Here is a 13,296-nt window from a genome sequence, read left to right on the forward strand (position 1 = left end):
AATCTCATTTGCAGGTATCAAGGAATGTCCGCAAGAACGTTAGCGTATCTATCCTTTGGATATTATCTGGAAACGAGTTCCTCTTTCCGCAAACGGCGATCTGATAATCCTCTATCCCCTCATAGGAGCGAATAAACCAACTATTGGCTCCGGTGACCATTTCATCAAGTACGGAAAACGTATGCAACGAGTCGGAAAGCCCTGCGCCTATCGTCTTGATGTAGCTCTCCTTCCTTGTCCAGAGCCTGTAAAAAAGCAAGCGGCGCTCTTCCCTGCTTGCCTCCCGAAGAAACTGACGTTCTTCCCCGGAGAACACCAGTGCGGCAACGTCCATATCTGCCTCCTGAATCAATTCAATATCACATCCGACAGCATTGTCGGCTACGGCGCATAATACGAATCGACCGGAATGGGAGCAATTGAAATGAAAAGGAGCTGCCATGGACAAAAACGGCTTACCCATGGAACCGATCCCAAAACGGATTTCCTGATTCCGTAATCCGAACCGGCGAATTGCGGCTTCACGGATAAAAATATCCGCAATTAAGCTTCTATCGACATCGTCGGGTTGGCGAAATCGAAGTAGACGTTGTCGTTTCTCCGTATCGATACAAGCTAGCAAGTGCTCTCTAAATTCCTCCATGCTGGCTGGGAGGGGTAACAGGTAAATATCCATCGGAATACTCCCATCTATTTTTAGACCCTTTTATTGTGATATAAACTCGTTCGCCAAAAAAATGTCGAATACTGTAGAATATTATACTTTTCATTGCGAAATTTTTCCAAGTTATTTTATTTGAAAAATGCAACCCACAGTTGTCACATCCGTTAACCCGTGATGGTAGAAAAACCTAGATGAAATCGATATTCTATAATCAAGAGGTGTAGAGCATGAAATTTCAAGATAAACTGCAAATCTTGCGGCTCTTCGCTTAATTTGATGTTAGCTTAATTTTATCTGTCGTCAAAAAACACATACCAGAGGGGCATGTGTTCACTAAAACTATTATTCATTGTTAAATCTTTTACCAGAAATCCAAAAGACCGTTACAACAATTGTCAGTACAATCCATATAAGTACCACTAAAACATTCCATATTACACTGGGGTTAACTGCTCCTGTAATTAAAACTTCCATGGCTTGTTTACTCATACTTGCTGGATTCAAATAATCTGTAAGAGAACTCAAACCTAGTACAATTCTACAACCCAGAAGGAATACAATTGAAATTAATGCAATAATGCCTTGGCTATTAAAAATAGTACTTATCATCGTAGTGAAGGATACCATAAACAGAACCCATAACAAATAAAACAACGAAGCTATTATCGCATCCACAAAATTAACATTTGTAAACAACAAATTAACATATACATACGAAATCAAGTAACCTAACACTACAGAACAAGCAACAAATATGTAATTGGCAATTATTTTCCCACCTATGTACGATACTACTGTAACCGGTCTTGTAAGAATAAAAGCCAACATACCGTTAACTTTATCTGTCTGTAAGACCCCCATCATCGAAATTGCAATAATGATAACCCCTAACTGATCAAATTGAGCAGCTAAAGTACTTGCGAGTACTTCCCCACCTTGCTGAGCAGCCATACTAGGATCAATTGTGATACCTTGTGCTCCACCGAGTGCTTTTAATATGGAGGGTAAATAATGGCTAACAACGGGTTGAGTTATTCCTAAAAATATAAAAACTAGCGGCAGCCAAATAACTTTAAATTCACGTACCATTTGTACAAATTCTTTTTTCATTAGCACATTAAAATTATTCATTTTTCCACCACCAATTTCATGAATATCTCTTCTAATGTATCGCTATTGATTTCAAACTTTACGAGGTCAACCTGATGTTCCAGAGCACTTCTTAGTAGCTTATTCTTGTTCAAGCCTATATTTTCAACTTGTATTTTTATTTTATTTCCTACTGCCTCTACATCCTTTACATAGTTCAAATTTTTCAAAACTTCCATCCATTCTTGATCAATAGAAGTAACTTCAAAAATCAATTTATTTTGGCTATTGCTGTTTAACAAGTCGGAGATGGTTGTATCTTCAATTTTTTGCCCATTTTTGATGATAATGAATCTTTCACATATTTCTTCTGCATCACTTAAAATATGCGTCGACAATAAAATCGTCGTCTCTCTCTTGATTTCTTCGATTAGATTCAGTACTTCTCTTCGACCAATTGGGTCTAATGCCGATACCGGCTCATCCATTACAATCAATGATGGCTTGTGTAACAACGCCTGTGCAATGCCAAGTCTCTGTTTCATTCCACCTGAAAATGTTCCAACTTTTGAATTCTCTTCTCCACTTAACCCTACTTTCGATAATATCTCTGGGATCGCCTTTGTTAATTCTTCTTTTCCTAATCCTGATAGTTCCCCCATGAAAGCAAGAGTTTCTTGTGCAGTCATCCAATGATAAAAGTTAGGGTACTGTGGTAAGTAGCCAATTTCCTTTTTCATTTGCGAAATTTTCTTTCCGTTAAGCAATACTTCTCCCATTGTAGGATTAATAATATCTGAAATAACTTTGATGAGTGTCGATTTACCAGCCCCATTCGGCCCTATCAATCCCACACATTCTCCAGATTGCAGAACCATTGAAAAGTTATGTACAGCCGTTTTTTCTTTATATGTTTTAGTAATATTTTTGACTTCTAATTTCATGTTCTTTCACGGTCCTTTCTGCCAATAACAAAGTATAGAATCGGACCAAACGTGTTTAGAAAAATAATAATGAAACTCCATAGCAACACATTTTTCCTCGTTTTTCTGTGCTTGTATAAATCCATTAATGCTATTAGGATCAAAATCATTCCTACAGCAAGTACCGGTAAAATAATCGGCAACACAGACATGAAATCAAAATCTTTTAATTCGTTCCACCCATAATGCATTTGCAAATTAATCACTCCCCTAAAAGTCATTATTAATTGAATAATGTTATCATTATCAATAATGATAACATAGGAAAGTAAAATGTAACACTTATTTTTTCTTTAAAGAATATTGTTTTAGGTCTTATTGTTATTTACAATGATAATATTATCATTATAGATAATAACGAGATCTTTTATGATTGGGGAGATAAAAATGGTTAATAAAGCTGAAATTATCCTGCACCCAGTAAGAATGAAGATTTCTCAAGCTTTAATGAGAAACAAAGAAAATGGACTGACTTCACTTGAAATGGTAAAAATCATTAAAGATGTGCCTCAGGCAACGCTATATAGACATATACAAGTTTTGTTAGATGCTGGAGTTATCCGCATTATGAAAGAAAAAAAAGTGAGATCCATTTCCGAAAAATACTACACTTTAAATGAAGAAGAAGCCCGACTTAGTGCAGATGAGTGGAAAAAGTCTTCTACTAAGGAAAAGCTGAATTATATTTCGCATTACCAATTGTCGATTATGACTCAATATCAAAACTATCTTACCAAATTAGAAGAACAAGATAGCTCAAATGATGGTGCTACTTTTTCACTTGTAGAATTAAAGCTTGATGATGAAAATTTTATAAAGTTTCAAAATGAATTAAACGACCTAATGATAAAATACTACAACACTTCTAACAACGTTAATGATCTGGATGCACCAATTCGAACTATTGCCTTTACTATTATTCCAGAATCTTAAAACAGAAAAATCAAAGCGATTAGCATACCTTACAACAAAAAGAAATGGCATCGTTCCATTACTCTAAGCGAATTACTAAATCATTTTGTCAAGTGACAGCAGAAAAGCCGGTTTTTCCCTACTATAAGGAACACCGGCTTTCATGTCGTTTCTACTCTTTTCCTATATACTTATCCATAAAGCGATCTACTCTTTGGAAATATTCAGTGGGGTAATGATTGATGGCATCGATATGCTCCGTATTATGCGGGTACCATGCTTCTGCATATGGGTCATCTTTTAATGACTCAAAAATTGCTTCTGTATTTTTATAACTAATTTGCTGATCTCCAGTTCCATGAATCAGCATAACTGGCTTGTCTTTCATCTTCTTTACTGCATCCATAGGAGATACGGAATCAAGATCAATCTTAATGACCCATTTACCCACCCATATCGATGTATAACTAAATGGAAACGCAGGTAAACCTGAAAAGAAGGGCAAACCCTCTCTCAGAAATAGACCAGCATTACGAAAAGGACTATCCGCAATTACGGCTTTGATGTCATCACTTTCACTTGCGGCTAGCAAAGAAGTAGCAGCACCCATTGAAAAGCCGATAACTCCAATGCTATCACCCGTATGGTCTCTAGATTTTAAATAGCTTACTGCTCCTAGCAAATCGTATTTTTCATTGAGGCCTAGTGTAATCAAATCACCATCGGATTTAGCTTGCGAGCTGAGGTCAAATGCCAATACATTGTAGCCTTTCGGAACGAAATGCTCTACTAACTTTGGGGTCCGCCCTTTGACTAAACGATTGCTCGTATATCCATGGACGACAATAATCGTCTTATTACTTGCTTTTCCAGAAAGACCACTTGCAGGAAAGAAGGAACCTCTAATCGTATTATCATTTTTCAAACTCTTGAACTCGACCTCTTCGTAGGGAGTTTTATCGATATTCAATTCGTAGCTGACATTCGTGTCTCTAGGATGGTGCAACAAGGTGTCTATTACTTTATAGGATATAAAAAATACAAAACCAATCAGAAGCAATAGCATGATCCCTAGGATCAATAATATTTTCCTCCGTTTTTTCGAACGGACGTTTAATGTCAAATTTGGTTGTAATGATGTTTGACTCATTTAGATTCCCCCGCTTTTTCTTTAGGTTGTGTGGGTGCGAACAAATATAAGGCATGCTCCTTCAAATTTCCCCACTCGGGGTGATGGATAATACTTTCTCCAAGAGTTAAGGCTACCCCATTTAAGAAAGAGATATAGGCACGAGAGATCATAGCTGGTGAAAAGTTTTTGTTGAATTCTCCCATCAACTGTCCCTTGGCATAGACGCATTCGATAGTATCTGTCATTACTTTTGTACTTTCAAGGACCTTCTGTGTAAGTTCAGGAAATCTTATCCGTTGTCCCAAGACATATTGAACAAGCCGCAATTCATTTGTATAGCAATAGATATGATTGAATTGTTCTTCTACCATGTTCTTAATTAATACGCCCGGCGTCCCCTCTTGTTTTAGACATGCAAGCGACTTCACCTGAATATCAGCAAGCGGCTCAAGGACAGCGGCGTAGAATAAGGCTTCTTTACTTGGGAAATATTGAAAAATGGTTCCAGCAGTCACTCCCACACTCTGCGCAATGAGAGCCGTTGTGGTATTAGAATATCCATTTTCTGCGAACAGGACAACGGCTTCTTTTAGGATACAACTACGCCGCTCCTGTCTTTTTTCTTCATTGATTGGTCTTGCCAAATTCATTCCCACTCTCTGTAGATTTAATTATTATTAATTAAATGATCAATCATTTAATTAATAATATATCTCTAATTACTCATAATAGCAAGAGTGAATTCATCTTACTCATGAGTAGGATGAAACTTCACAAATAAAAACAAGCCAGAGCGCTGCCCAACATGCGCTCCGGCTTGTTTTTATATATTACTTTGTACGAGTACACGCTTCGACTTCTTCCGCTGCGCTCTCCTGCATTTGTCACCACTTACATAGACTTAGCAAGTCGGAATCCAAGGTCATCAATGGTAAATGTCGGGTGACTGCGACGACGACACGTTGCCCCACAACCTCTGGCCTCCTCAGCCCAGCTGCCACCACGAAAAATTCGGTAGGAGCCATATACATTCTGATCGTATAAATCCCAGCACCACTCCCAAACATTACCTAACATATCATACAGCCCCCACGCATTCGGTTCTTTTCTTCCTACTTCATGGGTCGTGCCAGCTGAATTTTCGTTGTACCAGGCAATCTTTTCAATCTCTCCGTATCTGTATCCTATAGTTCCTGCTTTACATGCGTACTGCCATTCCGCTTCAGAAGGGAGGCGATAGCCATCTGCTTCCCAATCACAAATGATAGTTTCACCATCATGACTTATCGAATAACACTCCTTCAAACCAACTTCCTGAGAAAGTAGATTGCAAAAAGAAATGGCATCATTCCATGATATATTCACAACCGGATTTTGATCTCCGTCATAAGAAATAGATGATTTTTGTGAAATGGCAAAATAAACTTCCTTTGTGACAGGATACCGGGCAAGAAGAAACGGTTGTATGTTGACCTTCCATTTAGAGCTTGTTCGATCGTCCCTTAAATCGATTTCTCCACCAGGAATTTTTACCATCGGATAATCAACAAGACGCTGTAATTCATTTGACACCCCATCTTCCTCCTAGTCTATCTGTGTTAAGCTTTGCTCAATTTATCAATAGCTTCTTCTTCATTTGACAAGAAAAAGATATCCTTCCCTTTGTTACATTCATAGATGAAATCCTTCAAGCTTTCACTTGAAAAGACAGAAAAATCACCAACGATTGCAACTTTCTTTCGATAATTTATGAATTTTTGTAATATTTCTCCTGCAAGCCGTGTTTTTAAATCGAAAAAGTCCTCACTTAATGCCGACCGATTTAAAATTATACGATCACATCCTGTTTCGTATTGTACAGTTGCCATCAGATCTAAAGCCGACTGAACATCAGTTATCAATATTTCGTTGCTTTCAACGACGGCCATTTCTACATCATTCTTTTTGATTGTCACTAATTTCATATTCGTCCTCCATTCGTCGTTCAACCTTTAATTAATCTTCCGACATAATCCTCACAGATATATCGATTATCCTCATTATTCAGTGGAGGAATATTCGCTACTCTAAAGAAGCTTAGTCCAACCACCATCGCCAGAAGGCCGTAAGCGGCGCTTTTGGAATCGTCCACTCTCATTTGCCCTGACATGTTACCGTAATCAAAGATCCTCGCAATGCCGTGAAGATCTTCCAAATAGCTCTTGGATACTACCTCCTGTAAATTACGATCCAATACAGCTTTGGAGAAGAACTGAAGAAAAAGCTTGGCTTGATCTTCATGCGGGATAAACATCCTTTCAATCCCATCAAGTTCCGAAACATTGATCGTCTTTTGCCTATCATCGCTATATGGCGGGAGGATGTGCTTCAGCGTGACATCGATCATTTCCTCTGCTGTCATTGTTTTCTGGATTTCTGATTGGATTTTTAAACCATAATAGGCTAAGAACGACTTAAATGCTTCTATGATCAAGTTATCTTTATTCTTAAAATAATATGTCACAACGCCCTTCGAGCAGTCCGCATATTCAGCGACCTTATCTAGCGTCATGCCATCAATCCCGTGTCTGCTAATACAAATTAGTGTCGCATTAACTACGTCCGCTCGACGCTTCGGCTCCATTCCTACTTTAGGCATGTTTCTCCTCCTCATTCCTTTGAGTTTTTTTATACCGTACAGTCGGAATAAATAAAATATAAACATTATCTCTTATTATGTCAACTCGAAAAGGACAACCTAGAATGTTTCTATGCAAGTAAAAGTGCTATAATTATTATGATTCAAGATGTCATTCAGTCCACGAAAGGGAAGGAGAAACACTCATGAATACCACGCAATTGGATCGTATCCGTACGGGAAAGGGCTTTATAGCAGCCTTGGATCAAAGCGGCGGAAGTACGCCGAATGCTCTGCTGCAGTATGGCATTAAGCAAGATAGCTATTCAAATGAAGAAGAGATGTACGCATTGGTGCATGAGATGAGAACGCGTATTATTAAGAGTTTCGCGTTTGATTCCCAGTACATTTTGGGTGCGATTTTATTTGAGAACACAATGGATCGTTCCATTGACGGGCAATTTACAGCCGATTATCTTTGGGAGAAGAAAGGCATTGTGCCTTTTCTAAAAGTCGATAAAGGGCTTGCCGACCTTGAAAACGGGGTTCAGCTCATGAAGCCCTTTTCCGGTTTAAACGACCTTCTGAAGCGTGCGGCTGAGCGAAACATCTTCGGGACGAAAATGCGCTCGCTTATTAAGGAAGCCAATCCTGCCGGAATCAAACAAGTCGTTGAGCAACAGTTTGCCATCGGTAACCAAATCGCCCAGATGGGGCTGGTTCCGATTATCGAACCGGAAGTAGATATCCACAGCGCAGATAAGGAAACATCGGAGAAACTATTAAAAGATGAGATTTTCGACCAATTATCCAAACTTGGCAAAGACGTAAAAGTTATGTTAAAACTATCCATACCGACGGAAAACAATTTCTACAGCGATTTAATGAAGGATCCGCATGTTGTACGGGTTGTGGCTTTATCAGGCGGCTACACGCAAGCGGAAGCAAACAACAAGCTGGCACATAATCATGGATTGATCGCTAGTTTCTCGCGTGCCTTATCGCAGGGACTAACCGCCGAGCAAACAGACGATGAATTCAACACGATGCTGTCCAAAACCATTCTTGACATTTATGAAGCCTCCATCACATAAGGGAGTTCACTTGACCATTCAAGCGAATCCAACTAAAAAACGACTCCGAACTTTTTGAAAGCTCGGGGTCGTTGCTTAATTTTCCACACGTTCTTATTGTTCATCGAATTTCACACAACCACTTTACTGTTCATTTATGATGATGGCGCCCTATTATATCCTCTGTCTCCGTATGGCTGCAGTTTCTCCACCCACCGCTTTTCCAATTGCTTAAGTTCCCAGCGCACGTCGGTGACTCCGTCAGCTTCCTTTTCCTCTAGCACCTCATAGGTGAAAGTTTCTGCCCCTAGTTCCTTCCAATCTTTTTGCAATTGGGCATTTGCGAATCTTCCCATGTCCAATTGCATCTGTAAGGTCATCCATTTGTTTTTAAGGTTGGGAAAGCTATCTACGTAAATTTTGCCATTGGCCTTGTTTGTTATTTGTATGGCACCCATGTAGGTCTTAATCTGCTTGTATTCTTCCTGAAGCTCCTTGCGCTTGTTCTTATCCATGCCTTTTTCTCCTTTCGGGTCTTATAAATGATTACAACAATCACAAATACCGAGCGATAATCCGAACCAATTTAGCAGGAAACTCTGTTAGATTTGTTATATCCAAAAACTTCTCATTCCCATAGATTTGATTAATCACATCCTTGTCCTGACCTATTGCGGCTGCAAGAAATGTAATTCCTTTCCGTTCATATTCGGCTATAGTCTGTTGCATGTCTTTAATTGCATAGTTTCCGGTATAATCATCCATGGCTTTGGGTTGCCCATCACTTATGCTGATCAATAATTTTGTCTGCCCAGGTGCAACAGCTAATCGGTCAGCCATAATTCTAAGCGCCATCCCATCGCGATTATTACTTCTGGCACGAATCCCCATTAGTCTGAATCGATCATTAGAATCTGTTTTATCAAAATCGGTATAAGCATAAATCGACATTTGCTCCAGTTTGGAAGCATCCGCTGTATCCCCGTAGATCTGTATAGGAATATGACAAATTTGACAAAATTCATACACGGCTATCACCGCTCGCTTTGCAGCTTCTAATCTACCAAAAGCTGACATGGAAGCTGACTCATCAACTCTTAGACCGACCACAAGGGAGGGGGATTCTGTTGGAGGACGTTTCTTGGCAAAATACCTAAAATCCTGATAAGCAATACTATCCGCTTGAAATTTGCTGCCATAATACTGATTCTTTGCAAATTCAGAAGAAGTCTCATGTTCCAACAGCGGAAGTGTCTTTCTAGCAATTTCCCGTACGACAGGCATGAGTTCTTTACTTAGATTGAGATATTCCTGCTCAGATTCAATATCGTAATCCGGACGGTGAACGATGAGTTTAACCTTTTTATGAATAGAATCGGACACAACCTCCCTTGCGTCGTGATTCAGCTTTTTACGGAAATCCCGATCTTTTTGTTTCGCTTCTTCTAACATAGTTTCAGGTTTTCCCTGATGATATTTGGGAGTACCATCCTCTCCCATATCTGAACTTTCCATATCGGTAGAATCATCAGAAACGTCGGATGTACTTTCGTCACTATCCGCAGATTTTTTTAATGTAATCCCCTGTTCCTCCACCTTCTTGTCGTGGTCAAAATCAGAGTCGTCGATATTTCCGCATGTTCTTATCTCTACTTCATCAAAAATTCTTTTTTTTAATTCAATCTCAACCTGATCTAAGCCGGCTATCAAACCTTGGCTTTTTAGTGCTTCTTCCAATAGTTTGATTTCTTCGGAATCGGTTGTTATCTTGTAGATGACTTTATGATAAAGAGATTCTTTTGCTGAAGCACCTCCGGCAACCGAATCCGCCCAATAGAAAAATGAACGCATACCCGCCACACCTTTAATTGCATTGGCACGGGCTATTTTGTCCAAGATAATAATGATATCCGCTAAAACATCCAACACCATTTCATCCTTATAACCGGTTTTGGCCATTGCCCGTTCAATCATGATTTCTTTGGTTGGCAGATCCATCTTTTCTGAATGCTGGACCCTGTCACGCAGTGCTTCATTTAGCGGTCTGGTCCCTGCATAACTGCGGTTTGTTGTGATGACTGCTATGAAATCCGGGTGTCTGCGTATGATTTCTGTGGGAAGGTTAATGCTGCCATCCAGCTCTAAGGCAGAGTTGAGTGCCATTAGCACCGCGGCATCCCGAATAACGGTTGGTTCTTGGATTTCCAGAAGAAAGCCTTTTTGATAGGCTCTGACGATTTCGGAGGGGTAAAATCGATACTCCACCACTTCGTCCACGGTATTTTCCGTAACCATCTTCAGTAATTGCTTCATCTTTAAGGCAGCCTGTTCCTGTGTAATCCCCAGCACGTTTATCAATATTTCATTTGTACTTTGAAAACCATCGCTCTCATATAAAGCTTTCAAAACGGTTTGCTCCGCAGGCTCCATCTGTTCTAATCGCTCTGATGAAATCACCGGCAAAATAGCGCCAATAATATCTGATTTATCCATATCGGCAAAACAGGTCACTTTCGTATAGGGCAGCCCGAATTCCGCCGACAATGCTTTGGCAAGTTGTGTTTTACCGGAACCAGCGTCACCTTCTAACAAAATATTGGCGATTTTCATTTCCCCTCGATGCCAGTTGCGCTTAATTTCTTTGCAAATACGCAGTTCTTCTTCACTTACCTTATGAGATAACGGCTTTTTCCAAATAAGCCCTTTTTCTATATCCGATAGTTGTCTTGTTGGCGACAATTTATATTCTTCCTGATTGTTCATACCTTTTCACCTTTCCTAAATTGGTTAATACCCCATTTCTTTCAGCAGACTGGATAAGACACGAAGACGTTCTCCCATCATTTCGCCATCATCAGAAAGAGCCTGAGCAAATAACTTAATATCATTATCAATCATGGGATTTTCTGTACAAACGGATACGCTCATCGCATCCCCTTGCAGCCCAATTCGGTCAATCGTCGTGTTATCTGGGTCATACAGTTTCGGGAAACGATAAGCATCCTGAAAATGCAAGCTGCTTCTGCAAATTAAAATGGCAAGGTCAATTACGCGGTGCATGGGAAGCTCTTCTGATTGACGGGACCATTTTTCCCCGGTGTATCTCCATACTTTGGCCGAGATATCGACCTTTCCCCTATCATTCCACTGGGCCAATCCCAAGGATAGACCTTTTGCATCCGTATTCCGGGCGTACCGGCCATCAACCTGCTCATAATTTTCTGAAACGATAACAGGCTTATGTTTTAAAGTAGTTGGTATTTTCATTTTTTCACACTCTCCATTTTATGAATTACTAATTTACTAATTTACTAAATTACTAAATGTAAAATCATCTTACCCTGCATTTCATCATCTGTCAATCCGGTTAATTGACCACAAGTTGTTCTTGCGAAGAGATATTTTCTATCACCCACTACTAGCTTTGCTCAATGCAATTATGAACGTTGAAGTGTCTGGTGCGTCCTGTTTCGGTGCTTGGGTATTAGAAATCGCTCAAAAAAAAGAGAAGGCACATTTGCCTTCCCTTACTTCAAACTAAACTTACTTGTTGTTGCTTCCGCCAAGTTCTTCGTTAGATCCCGCTTCTACATACTATAAAGGGTAACCTCCGCCAGGCGGCGGCCAGGCTCCATTCATTCGGCGGAGCAAAACTATTTCTCCCAAGTGATAGGAATTATGTGAGGCAATGTTGCGCAAAATCCCCGCTTTCGTCTCCGTCGGAAACTTTTCAAGAATTTCATCCAGTTGTGACGTTCGAGCAATTTCACAAGCTCTCTCGACTCCTTGCAAAAAAGATTGAACAATTGACTCCCAATCCTCTTCACTCTCCGGACGTTCTGCGCTAGGCCAACTGTCCATGACACTAGAAGGCAATTCAGGCTTGCCTCCCTCAAGGTAAGTCAACAAAAATTCCTGCCAGTAGCTCATATGCTTCAATAGCTGATAAATATTATATGGCGCACCCGTGGTACGAGTCCCTGCAAGCTCAGCATTAATATCGAGCAATGCTCTGGTTATCGGAATATGTCCGCGCTCTCCAACTAATGATTTCACAAGAGCTTCACCAAATGCTCGATTGGATTCATTCATAGACATGGCTGTCATCTCCAACCTCCTCCATTCATTTATTATTATGCTTTTAATTTGCTAATCTCAAATTTAATTGCGTGAAATATAATTGCATAAACTATATTATCCTAAATTTATTCAAAATGTCAAATCGGTCAATTTTCAGTGGACATGCGTTCCTACCGCCGAAATTCATATAATTTTTATATTTGTTCAGAAGCAGGTATATTGGTTTTAGAACAGTTAAATGATACAATATGGAAATGATAGACAATCAAACCTAAGGAGTGAAATTAATGGCTATTGATGTATATCTTAATTTTAATGGAAACACTCGTGAAGTCATTGAGTTTTACGCAGACGTATTTGGACTGGACAAGCCACAAATCATGACCTTTGGAGATACACCACCCGACCCATCCTTCCCTCTTCCTGAGGAAGCCAAAAATTTAGTTATGCATGCACGTCTTAGCATTTCTGGAAGTACTGTAATGTTCTCCGATGTTTTCCCAGGAATGCCTTACGTTGCCGGGAACAACATTAGCCTTTCCTTAGTCAGCAAAGATATCGATGAAGTGAAGTCAGCCTTTCATAAGTTGAAAGAAGGCGGCAAAGTAGGCATGGAGCTTCAAGAAACTTTCTGGAGCAAATGCTACGGCAACTTAGAAGATAAATTCGGTATTCAATGGCAGTTTAATTATGACAATGGTGAAACGGTTTATTAATTAATCTTTTCACAATACAAAAAGGATATT

At 39.6% G+C, this 13,296-nt stretch carries 16 protein-coding genes; 3 read left to right on the plus strand and 13 right to left on the minus strand.

What is annotated here, in order from left to right; genetic code table 11:
• Positions 1-4: 4 nt before the first annotated feature.
• From GC102_RS29245 to GC102_RS29260, 4 genes are all read right to left on the minus strand, one after another.
• Entirely contained in the window at positions 5-676 is a 672-nt protein-coding gene (locus tag GC102_RS29245; RefSeq protein ID WP_171692643.1) for a 4'-phosphopantetheinyl transferase family protein, read from the minus strand.
• Positions 677-1,006: 330 nt separating this feature from the next.
• Positions 1,007-1,795, minus strand: a complete 789-nt coding sequence (locus GC102_RS29250) for a DUF2705 family protein (protein ID WP_171692644.1) — start codon at positions 1,793-1,795, stop codon at positions 1,007-1,009.
• Positions 1,792-2,697 (minus strand): ABC transporter ATP-binding protein, encoded by a 906-nt coding sequence (locus tag GC102_RS29255; RefSeq protein WP_171692645.1) that lies wholly within the window; start codon positions 2,695-2,697, stop codon positions 1,792-1,794. The genes GC102_RS29250 and GC102_RS29255 overlap by 4 nt, the downstream gene beginning before the upstream one ends.
• Positions 2,694-2,933, minus strand: coding sequence for a PLD nuclease N-terminal domain-containing protein (locus GC102_RS29260; protein WP_171692646.1), 240 nt, complete (start codon positions 2,931-2,933; stop codon positions 2,694-2,696). Before GC102_RS29260 ends, GC102_RS29255 begins: the two co-directional genes overlap by 4 nt.
• Before the next feature lie 190 nt (positions 2,934-3,123).
• Between GC102_RS29260 and GC102_RS29265 the strand changes: the two genes are divergently transcribed.
• Entirely contained in the window at positions 3,124-3,669 is a 546-nt protein-coding gene (locus tag GC102_RS29265) for a helix-turn-helix domain-containing protein (RefSeq protein WP_171692647.1), read from the plus strand.
• A 151-nt stretch (positions 3,670-3,820) separates the two neighbouring features.
• Here the strand turns inward: GC102_RS29265 and GC102_RS29270 are convergent, their stop codons facing one another.
• From GC102_RS29270 to GC102_RS29290, 5 genes are all read right to left on the minus strand, one after another.
• Entirely contained in the window at positions 3,821-4,798 is a 978-nt protein-coding gene (locus tag GC102_RS29270) for an alpha/beta hydrolase (protein ID WP_171692648.1), read from the minus strand.
• Positions 4,795-5,430 carry a TetR/AcrR family transcriptional regulator gene (locus tag GC102_RS29275; RefSeq protein WP_246321181.1) on the minus strand — a complete coding sequence of 212 codons (636 nt, stop codon included), beginning with the start codon at positions 5,428-5,430 and terminating at the stop codon, positions 4,795-4,797. The genes GC102_RS29270 and GC102_RS29275 overlap by 4 nt, the downstream gene beginning before the upstream one ends.
• A 241-nt stretch (positions 5,431-5,671) precedes the next feature.
• Positions 5,672-6,316, minus strand: a complete 645-nt coding sequence (locus GC102_RS29280) for a formylglycine-generating enzyme family protein (RefSeq protein WP_171692687.1) — start codon at positions 6,314-6,316, stop codon at positions 5,672-5,674.
• Between the two features lie 62 nt (positions 6,317-6,378).
• Positions 6,379-6,744: a DUF4180 domain-containing protein gene (locus GC102_RS29285; protein WP_171692650.1), complete on the minus strand. Its 366-nt coding sequence runs from the start codon at positions 6,742-6,744 to the stop codon at positions 6,379-6,381.
• 20 nt (positions 6,745-6,764) lie between these two features.
• On the minus strand, positions 6,765-7,418 hold the full coding sequence (locus tag GC102_RS29290; RefSeq protein ID WP_171692651.1) for a TetR/AcrR family transcriptional regulator: 654 nt from the start codon (positions 7,416-7,418) through the stop codon (positions 6,765-6,767).
• A gap of 185 nt (positions 7,419-7,603) precedes the next feature.
• On the opposite strand from GC102_RS29290, the gene GC102_RS29295 reads away from it, so the two are divergent.
• Entirely contained in the window at positions 7,604-8,491 is an 888-nt protein-coding gene (locus GC102_RS29295; protein WP_171692652.1) for a fructose bisphosphate aldolase, read from the plus strand.
• Between the two features lie 134 nt (positions 8,492-8,625).
• On the opposite strand, the gene GC102_RS29300 is transcribed toward GC102_RS29295, so the two are convergent.
• The 4 genes from GC102_RS29300 to GC102_RS29315 all read right to left on the minus strand — a co-directional run bounded on the left by GC102_RS29300 (position 8,626) and on the right by GC102_RS29315 (position 12,562).
• On the minus strand, positions 8,626-8,985 hold the full coding sequence (locus GC102_RS29300) for a GIY-YIG nuclease family protein (protein WP_171692653.1): 360 nt from the start codon (positions 8,983-8,985) through the stop codon (positions 8,626-8,628).
• 40 nt (positions 8,986-9,025) lie between these two features.
• Positions 9,026-11,233: an AAA family ATPase gene (locus tag GC102_RS29305; RefSeq protein WP_171692654.1), complete on the minus strand. Its 2,208-nt coding sequence runs from the start codon at positions 11,231-11,233 to the stop codon at positions 9,026-9,028.
• Between the two features lie 24 nt (positions 11,234-11,257).
• Positions 11,258-11,737: a DUF6530 family protein gene (locus GC102_RS29310; protein ID WP_171692655.1), complete on the minus strand. Its 480-nt coding sequence runs from the start codon at positions 11,735-11,737 to the stop codon at positions 11,258-11,260.
• A 327-nt stretch (positions 11,738-12,064) separates the two neighbouring features.
• Positions 12,065-12,562: a DinB family protein gene (locus tag GC102_RS29315; protein WP_171692688.1), complete on the minus strand. Its 498-nt coding sequence runs from the start codon at positions 12,560-12,562 to the stop codon at positions 12,065-12,067.
• Positions 12,563-12,837: 275 nt separating this feature from the next.
• Between GC102_RS29315 and GC102_RS29320 the strand changes: the two genes are divergently transcribed.
• The gene (locus GC102_RS29320; RefSeq protein WP_171692656.1) at positions 12,838-13,266 is read left to right on the plus strand and encodes a VOC family protein; all 429 of its coding nucleotides are present in this window, start codon (positions 12,838-12,840) and stop codon (positions 13,264-13,266) included.
• The last annotated feature ends 30 nt before the right edge of the window (positions 13,267-13,296 follow it).

The sequence above is a fragment of the Paenibacillus germinis genome (genome assembly GCF_013141785.1).
Lineage (GTDB): Bacteria > Bacillota > Bacilli > Paenibacillales > NBRC-103111 > Paenibacillus_E > Paenibacillus_E phytorum.

Bases quoted from the DNA above. Each gene is read 5' to 3' on its own strand.
- GC102_RS29245 (WP_171692643.1), bottom strand. From the start codon at position 676: ATGGATATTTACCTGTTACCCCTCCCAGCCAGCATGGAGGAATTTAGA.
- GC102_RS29250 (WP_171692644.1), bottom strand. From the start codon at position 1,795: ATGAATAATTTTAATGTGCTAATGAAAAAAGAATTTGTACAAATGGTA.
- GC102_RS29255 (WP_171692645.1), bottom strand. From the start codon at position 2,697: ATGAAATTAGAAGTCAAAAATATTACTAAAACATATAAAGAAAAAACG.
- GC102_RS29265 (WP_171692647.1), top strand. From the start codon at position 3,124: ATGGTTAATAAAGCTGAAATTATCCTGCACCCAGTAAGAATGAAGATT.
- GC102_RS29270 (WP_171692648.1), bottom strand. From the start codon at position 4,798: ATGAGTCAAACATCATTACAACCAAATTTGACATTAAACGTCCGTTCG.
- GC102_RS29275 (WP_246321181.1), bottom strand. From the start codon at position 5,430: ATGAATTTGGCAAGACCAATCAATGAAGAAAAAAGACAGGAGCGGCGT.
- GC102_RS29280 (WP_171692687.1), bottom strand. From the start codon at position 6,316: ATGGTAAAAATTCCTGGTGGAGAAATCGATTTAAGGGACGATCGAACA.
- GC102_RS29285 (WP_171692650.1), bottom strand. From the start codon at position 6,744: ATGAAATTAGTGACAATCAAAAAGAATGATGTAGAAATGGCCGTCGTT.
- GC102_RS29290 (WP_171692651.1), bottom strand. From the start codon at position 7,418: ATGCCTAAAGTAGGAATGGAGCCGAAGCGTCGAGCGGACGTAGTTAAT.
- GC102_RS29295 (WP_171692652.1), top strand. From the start codon at position 7,604: ATGAATACCACGCAATTGGATCGTATCCGTACGGGAAAGGGCTTTATA.
- GC102_RS29300 (WP_171692653.1), bottom strand. From the start codon at position 8,985: ATGGATAAGAACAAGCGCAAGGAGCTTCAGGAAGAATACAAGCAGATT.
- GC102_RS29305 (WP_171692654.1), bottom strand. From the start codon at position 11,233: ATGAACAATCAGGAAGAATATAAATTGTCGCCAACAAGACAACTATCG.
- GC102_RS29310 (WP_171692655.1), bottom strand. From the start codon at position 11,737: ATGAAAATACCAACTACTTTAAAACATAAGCCTGTTATCGTTTCAGAA.
- GC102_RS29315 (WP_171692688.1), bottom strand. From the start codon at position 12,562: ATGAATGAATCCAATCGAGCATTTGGTGAAGCTCTTGTGAAATCATTA.
- GC102_RS29320 (WP_171692656.1), top strand. From the start codon at position 12,838: ATGGCTATTGATGTATATCTTAATTTTAATGGAAACACTCGTGAAGTC.